This is a genomic window from Mesorhizobium sp. M0771, assembly GCF_040320155.1.
In the GTDB taxonomy this organism is placed as follows: domain Bacteria; phylum Pseudomonadota; class Alphaproteobacteria; order Rhizobiales; family Rhizobiaceae; genus Mesorhizobium.
In genome coordinates this window covers 231,974-249,108 of the sequence record NZ_JAMYPC010000008.1, presented here as the reverse complement: position 1 = coordinate 249,108, position 17,135 = coordinate 231,974, and the positions used below count along the sequence as shown (strand labels likewise).

Below are 17,135 nucleotides of genomic sequence, written 5' to 3'. Positions count from 1 at the left end.
GGAACAGCGCGTCGGGATCACTCCGGCGCTTTGTCGGGCATGCATTCCAGCGCGCTCAGCGTCCAGCTGCTGGTCTTGGAGGTAATGTCGGCGACCTTCCATTTGCCGTCGATTTTCTTCAGCGACCACAGCATTTCGCGTTTGGAATCATCGCCTTCCGCAAAAAGGCTGAAGGTGGCGGTGACTTCGGCCGTATCGCCATTGACGGTCTCGGCCAGCTTCAATGTCTTGGCAATCGACTTCTGGTCGAAATCCTGCGCGTCGAGGCCGGGATCGAAGTCGAGGCAGGCGACTTCGTCGGGCTTGTTCTTCGTGGCCTGGTCGTTGAGATCGAACAGCTTGGTCACCGGCTCGGTGAAGCGGTCGCGGTACTTTGCATCTCCCTCGAATTTCACCTCGGGCAGATAAAAGAACTTCACGGCGTTGGAAGCCGGCCCGGCCAGCACTGTCGCTGGCAAGGCAATCGAAAAGACAGCGGCAAGCACTATCGGTTTCATGCAGGATCTCCGGACGTTTGGCGGCAAGGTGCAATACCAGACATCCTGCATATCGGCTTTTTTGCGGCTCATGAAGCACCGTCTCAGCCATCAAGCCAGACGTTCTGCAGGTCCATCTCGAAGGTCTGGTGGACGCCGTAGTTCTTCACCTTCTTGTTCATGTGGCTGTAGAGCTTCTGCCAGAAGGGTTGAATGATGACGCCGGAATCCTGCAGGATCTGCTCGACATCCTTCATCACCTCACGCCGCTTCTCCACATCGATCAGCGACAGCGCCTGCTTCAGCTTGGCGTCGAAGTCCGGGTTGGAATAGGCCGATTCATTCCAGGCCTCGCCGGTGCGATAACCAAGCGCCAGGACCTGGACGCCAAGCGGGCGCATGTACCAGATGGTCATCGAATAGGGATATTTCGTCCAGTCGTTCCAGAAGGTCGAGCCCGGCAGCACCGTGCGCTTGACCTTGATGCCGGCGTCGCGCAGTTGGCCGGCAATCGCGTCGCCGGTGTTCTTCTGCCAATCGTCCTCGACGGTGATCAGCTCGTGCTCGAAATCGGCCTGCCCAGCGTCGGCCATCAGTTTCTTGGCGCCGGCCGCGTCGCGCGTCTTCTTGGGCAGCGCGAAATATTCAGGATGGATAGGGCTGACATGGTGGTTTTCACCGACCGTCCCTCGCCCGGCATAGCCGAGTTCCAGCACCGCATTGTTGTCGACCGCCATCTGCAGCGCGTTGCGCACCCGCTGGTCGTCATAGGGCTTGTGGGTAACGTTCGTGCGGGCAACCAGCGTGGTTGCCGTCGCAACCTCGGACTTCTCCAGCCCCATCTTATCCAGGATGTCGATGAAGTCGGCCGGCGTCTCGAAATTGAGGTCTATCTCGCCGGATTCGAAGGCGTTGATCGAAGCGTTGAAGTCGGTGCCGTAGTCGATGAACTCGACGCTGTCGAGCGGCGCTTCACCACCCCACCACTTGCCGTTTTCACGACGCTTGACCACCGCCTTCTGGCCGACATCGTAGGAGACCAGTTCGAACGGGCCCGTGCCGATCGGCTTCTTGACCGGGTCGGCGCCTTCGGCGTCGAAATTGCGGTGGACGACGAGCGCGGGATAATCGGTGAGGTTCGGGATCAGCGAAATGTCGGGCGCGCTGAGCGTCAGCTTGACCGTATTGTCGTCGACCTTGGCGATCGCGCCTTCCCTGGCCTTGCCCGACTTTTCGTCGATCAGCCCGCCGACGCGAGCGGCCATGGAGTTGCCGGCGACCTTCTTCTCGCACCAGCGGGTAACATTGAAGACCACGTCATCGGCGTTGAAAGCATCGCCATTGTTCCAGGTGATGCCCTTGCGCACATGCAACGTGTATTCCGTGGCGTCGTCATTGATGTCCCAGCTTTCGAGCAGCACTGGCTCGAAGGTGAATTCCCTGGTGTAGCGGACCAGCGGCTCCAGCCAGCAGCGCGAGATGTTGGCGAGTTCCACCCAGTCATAGGTGCGCGGATCTTTTTGGGCCTTGACCGACATCGATATGTGCAGCGTGCCGCCCTTCTTCGGCTCCTCGGCAAAAGCCTGTCCCGGCGCGGCAAGGCCGATCATGCCGTAGGCCAGCGCCGTCGATGCGCCGAACGCACTTGCCAATGCAAGAAACTCGCGCCGGTCCATACGGCCAGCACGCGTCTCTTGCGCCATCGCCTCGATGGCCGTTGGCACGCGATCGCCATTGCTTTTGAAAACTGTCATGTCTTTCTCCCTTGCGGTTCCCATCGGGTCTTCGCCCGTTATCAACTCATTCGTCGTTCTCTTAGCTAACGCTGTCGGGCAGCCTCTCTTCGCGCTGCGCGATAAAGTCCCTGAGGCCCTCGGCAATGCCCTCATCGAGTTTCGGCTCTTCATAGTCGGCCAGCATGTTGCGGGCTTTCTCGCGGCCGCGCGTGTCGTGGTCCTTCGCCCCTCCAGCCTTCCATTGTTCGTAGGAGTTGAAATCCATGATGGTGGGCATGAAGAATGCCGACTCGTAATGATCGAGCGTGTGCTGGGTGCCGAGGAAATGGCCCTGCGGCCCGACTTCGCGGATCGCCGCCATGGCCTCCTTGAAATCGTCGAACGGCAGGCCGCCGGCATATTTATACCAGCCGACAAGCTGCTCGCAGTCGGTGGCGAATTTCGAATAGCCGCATGTCAGCCCGGCCTCCAACCAGCCGGCGGAGTGCCAGATATAATTGGCGCCGGCGAGGATGGCGGCATGCATCAGCATGTTGGATTCATAGCCGGCCTGGGCGTCGTTGAGCTTGGAGCCGACATGGAAGCCGGAGGTTCGCCAGGGCAGTTTGTATTTCCGCGCCAGCGCGCCCATCAGATACATCATCTGGGCGGCTTCCGGCGTGCCGCCCATCGGCGCGCCGGTCTTCATGTCGACCGTCACCATGAACTGGCCGTAGATTTGCGGCGAACCCGGGCGCAGCAGCTGGGTGAAAGCGACGCCGGCCAGTGCTTCGGCATTGACCTGCGCCACCGCGCCGACGGCCGAGGCCGAAGTCGATGCGCCGCACAGCGCAAAGGGAGCCAGGATCAGCGGCTGATTGCTGCGCGCATAGACCTTCATCGCGTCCAGCATGGTGGCGTCCCACACCAGCGGCGAGTTGCAGTTGGTAATCGACACCAGCACCGGGTTGTCGCGAACGAAATCTTCGCCAAAGACGATGCCCGCCATCGCCATCGTGTCTTCGGCGCGGTCTTTGGAAGTAACGATGCCCATGAACGGCTTGTCGGAATGCTTCAGCGCCGAATGGATGATGTGGAGATGCCGTTTCGGCACCGCGATCTCCATCGGCTCGCAGATGATCGAACTCGACGAATGCAGCGCCGGGGCCATGTAGGCGAGCTTGTGGAAATTGTTGAGGTCTTCAAGCGTGCCATAACGCCGGTTGTTGTCGAGGTCGCGCACGTAAGGCGCGCCATACATCGGCGCGAAGATGGAGTTCTTGCCGCCGACGCGCACGGTGCGCTCGGGATTGCGCGCATTGAGGGTGAATTCGGACGGAACCTTCGCGACCAGTTCCATCAGCAGGCCGCGGTCGATGCGGACGCGTGTCTCGGACACGTCGGCGCCCGCCACCTTCCACATGGCGATCGCCTCGTCGTCGCGGAACTCGCAACCGACCTCTTCGAGGATGGCGAGTGACTCCTGGTGGATCAGTTCCACCGCCTCGTCCGGGACCATCTGGTAGGTGGGGATCTCGCGGACCAGCGTCGGGAACGAGGTGACGGGGGCGCTCCTCAGCGCCTTGCGTCCGAGGCGACCGCCGCCGCGGCGGTGGGTTTGCTCGGTCAGTTCAGCGGCCGGTGCGTTCATGGAGCCTCCTCATTCCGTCCAACCAAGTTAGCGAGAGGAAATATGGATGTGATGCTGGAAAATCCTGATCTCTTGTATAAGCTCAGCTTATGCGAAGCCTGCGCCACCTCCTGCCCTCGGCCGGCAGCCTGATCGTCTTCGAGGCGGCGGGCCGGCTGTCGAGCTTCACCGCTGCCGGGCGCGAGCTCGGCATGACGCAGGCCGCCGTCTCCTATGCGGTGCGCGGGTTGGAGGAACAGCTTAGCGCGCAGCTGTTCCAGCGCCGCCACCGCCAGGTCGTCCTGACAGAAGCGGGCGAACGCTTCCATGCCGACGTCTCGCTCGGTCTGTCGCATATCCGCAAATCGGCCGAGGATCTGCGCCTGCAGGCGAGCGGCGGCCATGTCACGCTGGCGGCGTCGACCGCCTTCGGCTCGTTCTGGATGATGCCGCGCCTGCAGCAGTTCCGCGACGAACTGCCGGGCATCGACTTGCGCATCCAGACCGCCGACCGCGATCTCGACATCATCGCCGAGGGCATCCCGCTCGCCGTTCGCGGCGGCGAACCGCGCGACTGGGCCGATTATCATTCGCTGCCGCTGGCCGACGAGGAGATTTTTCCGGTGGTTGGCGCCAGCTATCTCGCGAAATTCGGCATGCCAAGGAGCGTCGCGGAGCTGGCGACGCATCGCCTGATCCACCTCGAGGAGCCCTACCGCGAGGCGGCTAGCTGGGACGAATGGTTCCAGTCTGCGGGCGGCAGGCTCGACAACACCGCGCGCGGCCTGCGCATCAACGATTACGGCCTCGTGATCCAGGGCGTCATGGAGGGCCAAGGCATCGCGCTCGGCTGGCGGCATCTGGCCGAACGGCTCCTGGCGTCGGGGCTGCTGGTGCCGGTGACCGACCATGTGCTGAGAACCGGCAAGGCGTTCTATGTGGTTTGGCCGAAGAACCGGGAGTTGAGCGAGAATGCGCGGAAAGTCAGGGACTGGCTGGCGGCGCAGGCTTGAAATCGGTTGCAGCGTAGTCACTATCGCGGAGTTCCTTCACACCCCCCTCTGTCCTGCCGGACATCTCCCCCGCAAGGGGGGAGATTGGCAGTTCATATGTCGCGTCACCCTTCAAGCATTGAAGATTGGCGAAAGCCGTCGTGACATCTGATCTCCCTCCTTGCGGGGGAGATGGCCGGCAGGCCAGAGGGGGGTGCTGTCCCGCTGGCGTCTCCAATGTCCGGCATTCATTGAAGCCTTCCGCACACCCTTCGAATCCGCCTATAATACCCCCATGCCCATTCGCCAGCTTTCCGAAACGATGATCAACCAGATCGCCGCCGGCGAAGTCATCGAGCGTCCGGCGAGCGTGGTGAAGGAACTGGTCGAAAACGCGCTCGACGCCGGCGCCTCCCGCGTCGAGGTCGTCACTGCCGGCGGCGGGCTGAACCTGATCCGCGTCACCGATGACGGCTCCGGTATCCCCGAACAGGAACTGGCGCTGGCCATTGCGCGCCACTGCACCTCGAAACTTGCCGACAACATTCATGATATCCGCTCGCTCGGGTTCCGTGGCGAGGCATTGCCGTCAATTGGTTCGGTGTCGCGACTGTCGGTTCGCTCGCGCACGGCCGCAGGCGACGCTGCAGCCGAGATCGCCATCGAAGGCGGCCGCGTTTCGGCGGTCAAACCGGCGGCGGCCAATCGCGGCACCACGGTCGAGGTGCGCGACCTGTTCTTCGCCACGCCGGCGCGGCTCAAATTCATGAAGGGCGAGCGCGCCGAAAGCTCCGCCACCAGCGACGTGGTCAAGCGCATCGCCATCGCCTTCCCTGCCGTGCGCTTTACGCTCGCCGGCTCCGACCGCTCGACGCTGGAATTGCCGGCAACCGACGACACGGCGGAAGGCAGCCTGCGCCGCGTCGCGCAAGTCATGGGCGCCGAGTTTCCCGACAATTCCATCGCTATCGACGCCAGCCGCGACGGCGTGCACTTGACCGGCCACGTCTCGATCCCGTCCTTCACCCGCGCCAACGCGCTGCAGCAATATGCCTATGTCAACGGCCGTCCGGTGCGCGACAAGCTGATCGCCGGCGCCATTCGCGGCGCCTTCGCCGACGTGCTGCCGCGCGACCGGCATGCTGTCACGGTGCTGTTCCTGACGCTCGATCCGGCGACCGTCGACGTCAATGTCCACCCAGCCAAGGCCGATGTTCGCTTCCGCGATCCCGGCCTGGTGCGCGGGCTGATCGTCGGCGCCATCCGCGAGGTGCTGGCCAATGCCGGCATCCGCGCCGCCACCAGCGGGGCCGCCGGGATGGTGGCGGCGTTCCGGCCGGGAGCCGCCTCCTACGCCCATGCGGGTCCTGCCAACGGTCATCGCAGTTATGACGCGGCCTACCGGGCCTCGGGCTTTTCGGGCTTTGACCGCTCGCCACAGCGGCCGCTGGATATGGGATTTGACGGCGCCGGCTTCCGCGAAAACGACCAGGCTGCATTCGACGCCGGTCCGCTCGCCAGCGCCGATGCGCGTGCCGGCTTAGCCGAGCCGGCCGAGACGCTGCTCGGCACCGCGCTGGGCGCCGCCCGCGCGCAGGTCCACGAGAACTACATCGTCGCCCAGACCAGGGATTCGCTTGTCATCGTCGACCAGCACGCGGCGCATGAGCGGCTGGTCTACGAGGCGCTGAAGAATGCCCTGCACTCGCGCGCGGTGCCCTCGCAGATGCTGCTTCTGCCGGAGATCGTCGACCTGCCGGAGGAGGACGCCGAGCGGCTGGCCATGCATTCCGAAACGCTGGCCCGGTTCGGCCTCGGCATTGAGCGTTTCGGTCCCGGCGCGGTGGCGGTGCGCGAGACGCCGTCGATGCTCGGCGAAACCAATGTCCAGCAATTGGTGCGCGACCTTGCCGATGAGATCGCCGACAACGACACGATCGAGACGCTGAAGGAACGACTGGACAAGATCGCCGCGACTATGGCCTGCCACGGCTCGGTCCGCTCCGGCCGCCTGCTCAAGCCTGAGGAGATGAACGCGCTGCTGCGCCAGATGGAAGCAACGCCGGGCTCCGGCACCTGCAACCACGGCCGCCCGACCTATATCGAACTCAAGCTCGCCGATATAGAGCGGCTGTTTGGGCGGCGGTGAGCACAAGCCAGGTCAGGGCACACGCTCAATTCACCAACAGGCGATAATCCTTGAACCTATGAGAGAAAACGTAATCCCTTGAGTAACCGGCGCTACCGCCGCGAAAATTCACGGAGATTATCTCGAAGCTTCTCCCAACCTGTTTTTGAACATTCATGTAGATGGGAGTCATCAGCATGCCGGCATCGCAATCGTCGTCATCGAAAGCGATCTCCTGAACGACCTTCTTTTTCTTCTTGTCGATGACCCGCAGCTTATTCATGCAGACGAGAAAGCCCGCTTTCTCGTAGACCCCGGCAAATCTGTGGGTGGCTGTCTGCGCCCAGAAGGGAATCTCGACGGTGCCGTCAACCTTCGTCGAGGCTTGCGACCTTCTTCAGCGTGATCGGGAACTTGTCCGAGCCCTTGCTCCAAGTCCCTGTTGCGCCGCTTTCGCCAAGGTCGAGAGAAAACGGACATCCGGCGGTGCCAACGGGCGTTTTCGATCCCATGACCAGCAACCTGTCGAACTCCCTGTCGTCCGCAATCTCGCAAAGGAAGAGGCTGGTGCCACTGATCTTGCCGTACACCGCTATCGGGCTTTGCTTCGCGTCGTAGAAATAGCTCCCCTCGACCGTAATCCCGCTGCCGAAACTGTCATATCTCTGCAGCGATAGGTGGACGGGGTTAGGTCCGATGGAGCCTTCGTAGTTTTCGACCTGATACCAGCCCGCAGCGGCTTTCCCGGTCAGCAGCAAAACGCAAAAAATTGCCGATATGAACAGTCTTCCCATTCCGTCCCCCAGTGAAGGCAGCATACCACAGCTGTCCTTCCTCTGGGTGTCTGCATTCTGATGGAATGCGGTTCCCGGTTTGAGTCCGAAAACAGCTCAAATCATTTGTTTTAACGCTTTAAATTCACCACGATCACGCCGCCCAGCGCCAGTGCGCCGCCGAGGATACCAAGTAGCGTCGGCACTTCGCCCAGCCAGAAGAAGCCGATCAGGGCTGACATGGGCGAGACCAGATAGAGGAAGTTCGACGCGCGCGCTGCCGGAAGACGCGACAGTGCGGTTGCCCAGGCGGCATAGGCGATCAGGCTGGGCACGATGCCAAGAAAGATCACGGCGCCGATACCGGCCGTGTTGGCGACCGCGGCCTGCGCAAAGCCGCTCGGCAGAAAGGGTGCCAGGCAAAGAGCGCCAAGAATCATGTTCGAGGCCGAAATGGTCAGCGGGTGATGGCGGGCAAAGAGCGGCTTCTGGACGATCGTGTTGACGGCCGAGCACAGCGCGGAGCCAAGAACCAGCAGCGCGCCGGTGTCGAAACTCAAGCCATTGCCGTCAGCCACAGCGATGATGCCGATGCCGGCGAAAGAAATCGCCGTGCCGAACCAGGCCCAGCTTGAGAAGCGCTCGCCGAGCAATGCCATTGCCATGATGGCGGTGAAGATCGGGCTGACATTGATGATGAAACCGGCGGCACCCGCCGAAACCGTCAATTCGCCGAAATTGAGCATGACAGTGTAGAGCGCGACGAAGATGGCGCCGCCAAAGACCAGGCGCCACACTTCGTCGAGCCTCGGCAGCGCCGGGCGCTTGACGGCAAGAAAGATCGCCGCCGGCACCGCGGCAATGGCAAAGCGCAACGCACCGAGTTCCAGCGGCCCGAAAGCGGCGAGGCCGGCACGGATCGCGGGAAAGGCCGAGGCCCAGCCGACCACCGTCAAGGCCACGGCGATGGCCGCCGTGGTGTCCATCCGCTGTGTCGGATTCGACGTGCTGGTCGTTGCGCTCATCTGCCTGTCCTCGGGTTCCCAGAGTGTTGAAAGGCAGAAAGCGCCTTTTCGGCGCCGTTGACAAACGATCAAATCGAGGATCACCTGTGACTATGGATCACAGCTCAGACACAATGGTGCCGCTCGAGACCCTGCGCGCCTTCGATGCGGCGGCGCGAACGGGGAGCTTTTCGGCCGCGGCCGAGAAGCTCAACATCACCCACGGCGCCGTCAGCCGGCAGATCGCCAAGCTGGAGGACTGGCTGGGCTTGAAAGTGTTCGACCGCGGCGCGCGCGGCGTCTCGCTGACCATCGAGGGCAACCGCCTGCATCTGCGCACGGCGGAAGCCTTTGCGCTGATCTCCAGCCATTCCGACCGCTGGGTCGAGCCGCGCGGCACCGCCGTGGTGCGGCTGACCTCGATACCCTCCGTCAGCGGGCTGTGGCTGATGCCACGCATGGCGGCGCTGGAGAACAATCCAACCAAGCTGCGCATCGTGCTCGACGTCGACATCCGCCAGGGCGACCTTGCCGATGAAGGCATCGACCTGTCGGTCCGCTGCGGCCGCGGGGGCATTCCGGGCCGCATCTCGGTGAAGCTGTTCGAGGAACATGTCTTTCCCGTCGCCGCGCCCGGCCTTGCCCGCGAGATCGGCCGCGGCGACCCGGCCCGGCTGCTGAGGTTTCCACTGATCAACGATTCCGACGCTTCGGGTTGGCGTGCCTGGTTTGCCGCGCAAGGGATGGACTACCGCCCGCGCCCGCAGGATCGCCGCTTCGAGGACTACAATCTGGTGCTCGACGCCGCAGCTTACGGGCTCGGCATCGCGCTGGCGCGGCCGCCGCTGACCGGACACCAGTTGGAGGCAGGCCGCATCGTCGCCGTCGACGAGCGCACGGCGCTGAACCCGGTGTCGTACTGGCTGGACCGGCCGCTGGGGCGGCCGCGTACGGCTGCCGCCGAACTTTCACGCCGTATCGCTGTCGAGGCGGGGCTGGCGATGGACAAGATGGAAGCTTTCCTCGAAGCCGAGCGATAGCGGCGATCGTTCGGTGCTCAGCCAAGCACCAGCAAGGCGAGCCCGACAATGGCGACGGCCAGAAACCCGGCTGCCAGCGCCATCAGGCCGACACGCATCTGCTGCCGGCCTTCGGGCTGGACCGTGTCATTCGACCCAGACATCGCCTGCCCCCGCTTCGCCGCCGCGTCGGTGGCGGAGGCGCGGCGCGGCGGCGAAACCCCCGGTGCGAGAAGCGCAAACCAGGGCAGTCCTGCCGGCTTTGCGGCAGCGCCATCATCGGCCCTGGCCGGCGGCACCGGCAGACCGCGCTGTGCATCGTCGTTGGCTGGCGTCGCCTTGCCTGTCGCAGCCGTTGTCGGCCCGAAATCGTCGGGCGCCGCGTCACCCGGTTCGGCAAGCGCCAGATAGGCCTGCAGGATCTCGGCTGAACCCGTCTGCTGCCCCTTTGCGACGGCTGCGGACAACAGCGCCTGCAGCGCCGGCGCCGCTGCCGGCTGCAAAGGCGCACCGGATGGCGTCGGCGGCTGCACCAGCGCCTTTATAAGTGCTGCTTTCGCCGGATCGGCCTTCGCCGACGGCACCGCTGCCAATATCATGGCCTCGCGCAGCAGCGCAGTCAGGCGGGCGGATGAAATGTCCATGCCGGTCCCATAAGAATGGTTTGGAGCCGACAATAGCGCCTCAGCATTGCGTCAAGCTTGACCTTGCCGGCAATTTATGGCGATGAAATCAGCATGAACTCTGGCACCACCCCATGATGAACCGCTTCGAAGGCCCTGGCGGCAAGGAAGCCCGGATCCGCTATCTCGACGGCGACTTCCAGGTCACCAGCCCCGGCGCATTCGTGCGCTGCGCTGTGACCGGTGAGAGCATTCCGCTGGACGAGCTCAAATATTGGAGCGTCGCCAGGCAGGAGCCCTATGTCAGCGCCGCCGCCTCGCTGCGCCGCGAGATCGAAACGCATCCGGACCTGCGCAGCCGGGGCTAGATCGGCACACCGGAAAGCAAGGCTCACCGTCGATCTGATTTTCCTGGAACGCCTGCAGGACTATGGCTTTGAGGATGCCGGCGCGTTTTCGACCGAAAAGTCGAATTTATGAACAAGCCGATCTCCGACAAGCACTTTGATGGAATACGGCCCGATCGGATCACCCTCGGCCATGCACCACCCATGCGAGATCCATCCGTCCTGCGGTTTGTAGAACATGGTGGTCTCGGAGACCCTTCGATCGCCCGATAGCTTGCTCAAGCTGTATTCGTTTCCGTCGATACCACCCCACTGCCTGGGCTCCGCGGGAAGCGCGAACACCTCGGTGACCGATACCAGTCTGTCGCCTTGCGCCAGACGTACGCGCCATTCAAAGCAGGCGCTATCGGGGATAAGCGGTACAATGTTTGAGGGCCGAACGTGGGTAGCACCGTCCGCTTCGGTGACCGAGACCAGAAATTCGCTGTCGGTCGCGGTGGGTGCCTGCGCCGAAGATGGGTTCGCCATCGCCACAAGAACAAAGCCCACAAAGAGTGCCCGCAACCTAACCATTCCACCCCCCGCGCTGAAGCCGGTCTGACTTATAATTGTGATAAGCGGCGAGAAATATCCTGTGTCAACGCGGGAGCGCCCTACCCTCGCAGCCGGCGCTGTCTCCAGGCATCCAGCGTCTCATCGATGATCCGCTCCGGCACATTGTCGAGTTCGAACGTGGCGTCTATCTCCAGCACGTCGAGTTGACCAAGGAATTCAGCCGAGGCTGCGCCATGGCGCAGCCGGGCTGCGTCCTTGGCGGTGGTCACGAGGCCCAGTCCCTCACGGCGCGCGGTTGCCGCCAGTTCGGCGAGTTCGTCGGGGGCATAAAAATGATGGTCCGGAAACGACCGGCTCAGCGCCACTTCCGCGCCCGTGCCGCGCAGCGTCTCGAAGAATTTTTCGGGATGGCCGATGCCGGCAAAGGCGAGGAACCGCCGGCCGGCGAACCGCTCCTTGCCGCCCGGTTCAGCATGCGCCTCGAAGATCGGCCGGCCGGCGCGCGCCGCCTGGCGCACGACCTGGTCGGCGGCGGTGCCCTCGCCCATCTTCAACAGCCCATCGGTGAACACCAGTTGGTCGACGACGTTGGCGCGCAGCGGCCCACCCGGAATGACGCGGCCATTGCCGATGCCGTAGCGGGCGTCGACGACGACCAGCGCATAATCAATATGGATGCGCGCGCTCTGAAAACCGTCATCCATGATCAGGAAATCGCAGCCATGGGCTTCCATGAGCAGCTTGGCGCCGGCGGCGCGGTTCGGGCTTACCGCAACCGGCGCGTGCTCGGCCAGAAGCAGCGGCTCGTCGCCGACATGCTTGGCGGCGTCGTGACTGGCATCGACGACATGCGGCTGCGCAAACGAGCCGCCATGGCCGCGCGACAGGAATCCGGGATTGAGCTGCATGCGCCTGGCCTGCTTGGCCAGCGCGATGGCGACCGGCGTCTTGCCGCTGCCGCCGACGGTGAAGTTGCCGACGCAAAGCACTGGCGCGTCGATCTTTTGACGTATCGCCCGATGCATATGGCGGCCGGCGACCATGCCATAGACCGCTGATAGCGGCGACAGCGCAAAGACCCGCCAGTCCGGCGCTTCCCACCAGAAAGGTGGTGCTTCCGACGCCACCTATCGCCCGTCGGCGCCCTTCAGGCGCGACTTGACGATCAATGGCTGGATATAAGGCTCGAGCGACTTCAGCGTGTGCGCCAGCGCACCGCGCATCTGGTCGACTGTGGCGGCACCGGCCGCCATCATCTCATGGCGCGCAACTTCATTGCTCAGCAGGAAATTGACGGCGCCGGCCAGCATGTCGCGGTCGCGCACCAGCTTGGCGCCGCCACTGTCGAGCAGGCGCTGATAGGCCTCGCGAAAATTCTGGACGTTGCGGCCGGCCAGCACAGCGGTGTCGAGCATGGCCGGCTCCAGCGGATTCTGGCCGCCTTCCGAGGTCAGCGAGCGGCCGACAAAGGCGATTTCCGTCAGCCGGAGATAAAGCCCCATCTCGCCGATCGTATCGCCAAGGAGGATATCGGTGTCGGCGGTGATCCGGTCCCCCTTGCTGCGCCGCGCCAGCTTCAGGCCCATGCCGGAAATCTGTGCTGCCAGCGCTTCGGCGCGGTCGGGATGGCGCGGGACGATGATTGTCAGCAGGCCATGGTGGCGCTTGTAGAGCGTGGCGTGGACTTCCGCCGCGACCACCTCCTCGCCGTCATGGGTCGAAATTGCCGCCCAGGTCGGGCGGCCGGCGATCTGGCGCTTCAGCGTCGCCAGCGCCCGTTCGTCGACGGGCGGCGGCAAGGTGTCGACCTTGAGGTTGCCGGACACGGTGACCGGCCGGGCGCCAAGCGCGCGAAACCGTTCGCCGTCGACATCCGACTGGGCAACGACATGTGCGAGGTTCTCGAACAGCGCCTCGGCGATGTTGGCGCGCTTCTTCCAGGATTTGAACGAACGGTCGGACAGCCGGCCGTTGACCAGCACCTGCGGCACGTGTCGGGCGCCGAGCTCGAGGATGGTCATCGGCCATATCTCGGATTCGGCGATGATCGCCAGGTCCGGCCGCCAGTGATCGAGAAAGCGGCTGACGGCCGGCTTCAGGTCGAGCGGAACATATTGGTGGATGATGCGGTCGCCCAGCCGTTCGTCGGCAACCTGCGCCGAAGTGACGGTGCCCGTCGTCAGCACGATGTTGACACCGTAGTCGAGGATGCTTTGCACCAGCGGCACGACCGCAAGGGTCTCGCCGACGCTTGCCGCATGGATCCAGATCACCGGCCCTTCAGGGCGCGGCCGCCCGGCAACGCCGTAGCGCTCACGGCTGCGGCTGCGGTCTTCCTTGCCCTGCGATGTGCGCCAGGCGACATAGGGACCCATCAGCGGATAGGCGGCGGCACCGGCAAGGCGGTACGCCGCCAGGAAGGCGCGCGCCCAGCCGACGCTCATGGCCTGCCGTCCACGAGCCGATAGGCCTCGGCGGTCGCGGCATTGAGCGCGGCCGTGACTTCCTGGCGCTTGCGCTCCATTTCGGCCTCGTCGGCATTGGCCGGCACGAAAACCGGCGTTCCGATGACGATCGAGGAGCGGCCGAACGGCAGGTTGATGGTGGTCTTGTCCCAGCTTCTTTCCAGCACCTTGCGGCGGCTGGTGGCGATGGCGGCAGGCATGATCGGCCGGCCGGAAAGGCGTGCCAGCAGAACGATACCAAGCCCCGCGTCGCGCGGCGTGCCGTGGGGAATGTCGGCGATCATGGCGACGTTCTTGCCGGCGACGAGTGACTTTTTCAGGGCGATGAGCGCCTTGGCGCCGCCCTTGTCGAGATGCTTCGTGCTTTCACGCCCGCCGGAGCCGCGCACCGCCTCGATGCCGAATTTTTCGATCATCAGCGCGTTGAGTTCGGCGTCGGCGCTGCGCGAGACCATGGCGACCAGCGGCCGTCCCTTGGGATAATAGGCTGGGGTCAGCAGATGCTGGCCATGCCAGAGCGCGATGATGCCGGGTTCGAATTCGGCGTAGTCGCCGCCTGAAAATTTAGCCGAGCCTTCGACCACGCGGTTGGTCAGGCGCACCAGGCGGACGAACCGGGCGAGCAGGCTGACGATGATGCTCTTGACGATTCGCGACTGCGCCAACGGCTCGCGGATCTTGCGCCAGAACGTCTTCGAACTGCCGCCGCGTCTTCTTCGGACCGCGGCGCCGGTGGGCTGCCCTTTCACCGCTTCATGCTCCATCACTGTCAACCGGCGGCCTTGCTTTCAGGGTCGAGCAGCCGGTGCAGATGGACGACGAAATAGCGCATATGGGCATTGTCCACGCTGGCTTGCGCCTTGGCCTTCCACGCGGTGTGCGCGGTTTGATAGTCCGGATAGACGCCAACGATGTCGAGCGCGTCGAGATCGCGGAACTCGGTGCCTCCCAGTTGCTTCAGCTCGCCGCCGAACACCAGGTGCAAAAGCTGTTTCTTTCCGTCTTCCGCGGCCATTTCGGTCCTTCACATATTGTGAGTTTGCGACAGGTCTAGCCCAAAGCTGCCGACTTTGGAACCTTCGATCACGCTTCCGTATCGGCAATGACGCCGGCAAGCACGGTCAGCAGCTGCCCGCTGCCGGCGACCAGCGCGCCGTGACGGATGATCTCCCCGGCATAAAGCGGCGCGCGGCCATGGCCGTCGAGCACGGCGCCGCCAGCCTCGCGCAAGATGAGATCGGCGGCGGCGATATCCCAGTCATGCGCGTTGGGCTTGACGAAGGTTGCGTCGAGCGTGCCGTTGGCGACCATCGCCAGCCGGTAGGCGAGAGAGGGAATGTGCGCCGCGCGCCGCACCCGGCTTTGCCATTGCGCCGGCATCAGGTCGATCAACTGCTTCAGCCCGCCGATCTCGACCGTCTTACCCAGGCCGCGCACGGCAATCGGCTTGCCGTTGCGGAAAGCTCCATGGCCAGGCAGCGCCCAATAGGTTTCGCCCTTGGCCGGACATTCGAGCACACCGGTGAGCGTGCGGCCATTCTCGACCACCGCGACGCTGACGCACCACGAGCGCAGACCTTCGAGGAAGCCGCGGGTGCCGTCTATGGGGTCGACGACAAAGGTGCGCCGCGCCAGAAGCCGTGCCGGATCGTCAGTCGTTTCCTCCGACAGCCAGCCATAGTCCGGCCGCGCCGCCAGCAGGGTCTCGCGAAGATAGGCGTCCGCCGCGTGGTCGGCTTCGCTGACCGGCGAGGTGCCGCCTTTCATCCACACTTGCGGGTTCTTGCCGAAATAGCGCATGGCGATCGCGCCCGCCTCGCGGGCGGCGTCGCGCAGCAGATCGAGGTCTTCCGAGGCCCCGGCCGATATGACCGGGTCACGCTCCGGCAAGGGTCATTCCTTCGATCAGCAGCGTCGGTGCGGCAGTGCCGAAATCGCGGTCAAGATCGCTCGCCGGAACCATATTGAGGAACATCGTCTTCAAATTGGAGGCGATGGTCACCTCGGCCACCGGATAGGCAAGCTCACCATTGTCGATCCAGAAGCCGGATGCGCCACGGCTGTATTCGCCGGTCACCATGTCGACGCCCTGGCCGAACACTTCAGTGACATAAAAGCCGGATTTCAGCGACCTGATCAGGTCTTCCGGCGTCCTGTCGCCCGGCTCGATGGCGAGATTGGTCGAAGACGGCGATACCGACGAGCCGCTGCGCGCGCCGCGTCCGTTGGTGGTCAGCCCCAATTCCCGCGCGGCGGACGTCGACAGGAACCAGTGCTTCAGCACGCCGTTCTCGACCATCAACAGCTTTTCGCCCTCGACGCCTTCGCCGTCGAACGGGCGCGAGGCCTGGCCGCGACGCCGTAGCGGCTCGTCGGTGACGGTGATGGCAGCCGACGCAACCTGCTTGCCCATCATCTCGCGCAAAAAACTCGTCTTGCGCGCCACCGAAGCGCCGTTGATGGCGCCGGCGAGATGACCGGCAATGCCGCGCGCGACGCGCGGATCGAACACCACGTTGACCGGACCGGTCGCCGCCTTGCGGGCGCCGAGGCGGCGCACGGCGCGCTCGCCGGCCTTGCGGCCGATCAATTCCGGTGCGTCCAGATCGGAAAAATGCTGGTTCGAAGAGTATTCGTAGTCGCGCTCCATGCCGGTGCCTTCGCCCGCAATCACGCTGGCCGAACGCGAAAAGCGCGACGCGACATAGTGGCCGACGAAGCCGTTCGACGTGGCAAGCACCAGCCCGCCGAGGCCTGCGCTGGCGCCGCTGCCGGCCGAATTGGTGACGCCCTTGACTGCAAGGGCCGCTTCCTCGGCGGCCAGGGCCGCTTCCTTCAACTGATCGGCCGAAACCTCGGTGGCGTCGAACAGATCGAGGTCGCGCACCTTGCCGACCAGCAAAGCCGGATCGGCGAGACCCTGATAGGGGTCCTCGGGCGAGACTTTGGCCATGGCCACGGCGCGCTCGGCCAATGCCTTGGGGTCCGATGCCGCCGTCGCCGAGACGCTCGCCACCCGGTTGCCGACGAAGACGCGCAGCGAGACATCGTCGCCCTCGGACGCCTCAGTGTTCTCGACCTTGCCCAGCCGCACCGACACGCCGATCGAGCGGCCGCGCACGGCAACCGCGTCGGCGGCGTCGGCGCCGGCCCGCTTGGCAGCCTCGACCAGTGCCGCGACGCGGTCGGTCAATTTCGCTGCCTCTGGTGTATCGGTCATGCGCATGGTCCTGGCTGAAGCCGCGCCGGGCGGTAGCGGCTGTTGCACCATCTATTGTCCCAATGCGGCTTGTGCAATGGCGCACGGGCAATTGTCCCGCTGCGGCATAGCGCCCAAGCGGCCCGCAAAGCCCATCCGCGGCGGCCGCCACAGACGCGCGGCTTGACCGGTTTGTGAGTTTAACCGAG

General features: G+C 64.2%; 18 protein-coding genes. 4 read left to right on the top strand and 14 right to left on the bottom strand.

Going from position 1 to position 17,135, the window contains the following annotated elements; genetic code table 11:
- Window positions 1-17 precede the first annotated feature (17 nt).
- The 3 genes from NKI05_RS15400 to NKI05_RS15390 form a co-directional block, all read right to left on the bottom strand.
- Entirely contained in the window at window positions 18-497 is a 480-nt protein-coding gene (locus tag NKI05_RS15400) for a DUF3828 domain-containing protein (RefSeq protein ID WP_023671589.1), read from the bottom strand.
- 83 nt (window positions 498-580) lie between these two features.
- A complete protein-coding gene (locus NKI05_RS15395; protein WP_023698003.1) occupies window positions 581-2,230 on the bottom strand; it encodes an ABC transporter substrate-binding protein in 1,650 nt (549 codons plus the stop codon).
- Between the two features lie 61 nt (window positions 2,231-2,291).
- Entirely contained in the window at window positions 2,292-3,842 is a 1,551-nt protein-coding gene (locus tag NKI05_RS15390; protein ID WP_023816270.1) for a trimethylamine methyltransferase family protein, read from the bottom strand.
- Window positions 3,843-3,931: 89 nt separating this feature from the next.
- Here NKI05_RS15390 and NKI05_RS15385 point away from each other — a divergent pair, with 89 nt between their 5' ends.
- A complete protein-coding gene (locus tag NKI05_RS15385) occupies window positions 3,932-4,834 on the top strand; it encodes a LysR substrate-binding domain-containing protein (RefSeq protein WP_023671586.1) in 903 nt (300 codons plus the stop codon).
- Between the two features lie 274 nt (window positions 4,835-5,108).
- Window positions 5,109-6,962 carry a DNA mismatch repair endonuclease MutL gene (mutL, locus tag NKI05_RS15380; protein WP_023702313.1) on the top strand — a complete coding sequence of 618 codons (1,854 nt, stop codon included), beginning with the start codon at window positions 5,109-5,111 and terminating at the stop codon, window positions 6,960-6,962.
- Between the two features lie 25 nt (window positions 6,963-6,987).
- Here the strand turns inward: mutL and NKI05_RS15375 are convergent, their stop codons facing one another.
- The 3 genes from NKI05_RS15375 to NKI05_RS15365 all read right to left on the bottom strand — a co-directional run bounded on the left by NKI05_RS15375 (window position 6,988) and on the right by NKI05_RS15365 (window position 8,739).
- Window positions 6,988-7,224, bottom strand: a complete 237-nt coding sequence (locus tag NKI05_RS15375) for a hypothetical protein (protein ID WP_050594117.1) — start codon at window positions 7,222-7,224, stop codon at window positions 6,988-6,990.
- Between the two features lie 85 nt (window positions 7,225-7,309).
- Entirely contained in the window at window positions 7,310-7,759 is a 450-nt protein-coding gene (locus tag NKI05_RS15370; protein WP_155929739.1) for a hypothetical protein, read from the bottom strand.
- Window positions 7,760-7,845: 86 nt separating this feature from the next.
- Window positions 7,846-8,739 carry a DMT family transporter gene (locus tag NKI05_RS15365; protein WP_023671583.1) on the bottom strand — a complete coding sequence of 298 codons (894 nt, stop codon included), beginning with the start codon at window positions 8,737-8,739 and terminating at the stop codon, window positions 7,846-7,848.
- Between the two features lie 92 nt (window positions 8,740-8,831).
- Between NKI05_RS15365 and NKI05_RS15360 the strand changes: the two genes are divergently transcribed.
- Window positions 8,832-9,758, top strand: a complete 927-nt coding sequence (locus NKI05_RS15360) for a LysR family transcriptional regulator (protein WP_023705759.1) — start codon at window positions 8,832-8,834, stop codon at window positions 9,756-9,758.
- 17 nt (window positions 9,759-9,775) lie between these two features.
- Here NKI05_RS15360 and NKI05_RS15355 read toward each other — a convergent pair whose 3' ends face one another.
- Window positions 9,776-10,381, bottom strand: a complete 606-nt coding sequence (locus NKI05_RS15355; RefSeq protein ID WP_023671581.1) for a hypothetical protein — start codon at window positions 10,379-10,381, stop codon at window positions 9,776-9,778.
- 113 nt (window positions 10,382-10,494) lie between these two features.
- Between NKI05_RS15355 and NKI05_RS15350 the strand changes: the two genes are divergently transcribed.
- The gene (locus tag NKI05_RS15350; RefSeq protein WP_023671580.1) at window positions 10,495-10,728 is read left to right on the top strand and encodes a DUF2093 domain-containing protein; all 234 of its coding nucleotides are present in this window, start codon (window positions 10,495-10,497) and stop codon (window positions 10,726-10,728) included.
- A 60-nt stretch (window positions 10,729-10,788) separates the two neighbouring features.
- On the opposite strand, the gene NKI05_RS15345 is transcribed toward NKI05_RS15350, so the two are convergent.
- The 7 genes from NKI05_RS15345 to NKI05_RS15315 form a co-directional block, all read right to left on the bottom strand.
- Window positions 10,789-11,271: a PM0630 family protein gene (locus NKI05_RS15345; protein ID WP_155922435.1), complete on the bottom strand. Its 483-nt coding sequence runs from the start codon at window positions 11,269-11,271 to the stop codon at window positions 10,789-10,791.
- Window positions 11,272-11,360: 89 nt separating this feature from the next.
- Window positions 11,361-12,389: a tetraacyldisaccharide 4'-kinase gene (gene lpxK, locus NKI05_RS15340; RefSeq protein WP_023671578.1), complete on the bottom strand. Its 1,029-nt coding sequence runs from the start codon at window positions 12,387-12,389 to the stop codon at window positions 11,361-11,363.
- The gene (gene waaA, locus NKI05_RS15335) at window positions 12,390-13,706 is read right to left on the bottom strand and encodes a lipid IV(A) 3-deoxy-D-manno-octulosonic acid transferase (RefSeq protein ID WP_023671577.1); all 1,317 of its coding nucleotides are present in this window, start codon (window positions 13,704-13,706) and stop codon (window positions 12,390-12,392) included.
- Entirely contained in the window at window positions 13,703-14,491 is a 789-nt protein-coding gene (locus NKI05_RS15330; RefSeq protein WP_352792577.1) for a lysophospholipid acyltransferase family protein, read from the bottom strand. Before NKI05_RS15330 ends, waaA begins: the two co-directional genes overlap by 4 nt.
- A 5-nt stretch (window positions 14,492-14,496) precedes the next feature.
- Complete coding sequence (locus tag NKI05_RS15325; RefSeq protein ID WP_023671575.1) at window positions 14,497-14,742, bottom strand: DUF4170 domain-containing protein; 246 nt, start codon at window positions 14,740-14,742, stop codon at window positions 14,497-14,499.
- A gap of 68 nt (window positions 14,743-14,810) precedes the next feature.
- Window positions 14,811-15,617, bottom strand: a complete 807-nt coding sequence (locus NKI05_RS15320; protein WP_023671574.1) for a 3'(2'),5'-bisphosphate nucleotidase CysQ — start codon at window positions 15,615-15,617, stop codon at window positions 14,811-14,813.
- A complete protein-coding gene (locus tag NKI05_RS15315) occupies window positions 15,604-16,947 on the bottom strand; it encodes a TldD/PmbA family protein (RefSeq protein ID WP_023816274.1) in 1,344 nt (447 codons plus the stop codon). Before NKI05_RS15315 ends, NKI05_RS15320 begins: the two co-directional genes overlap by 14 nt.
- Window positions 16,948-17,135: the final 188 nt, after the last annotated feature.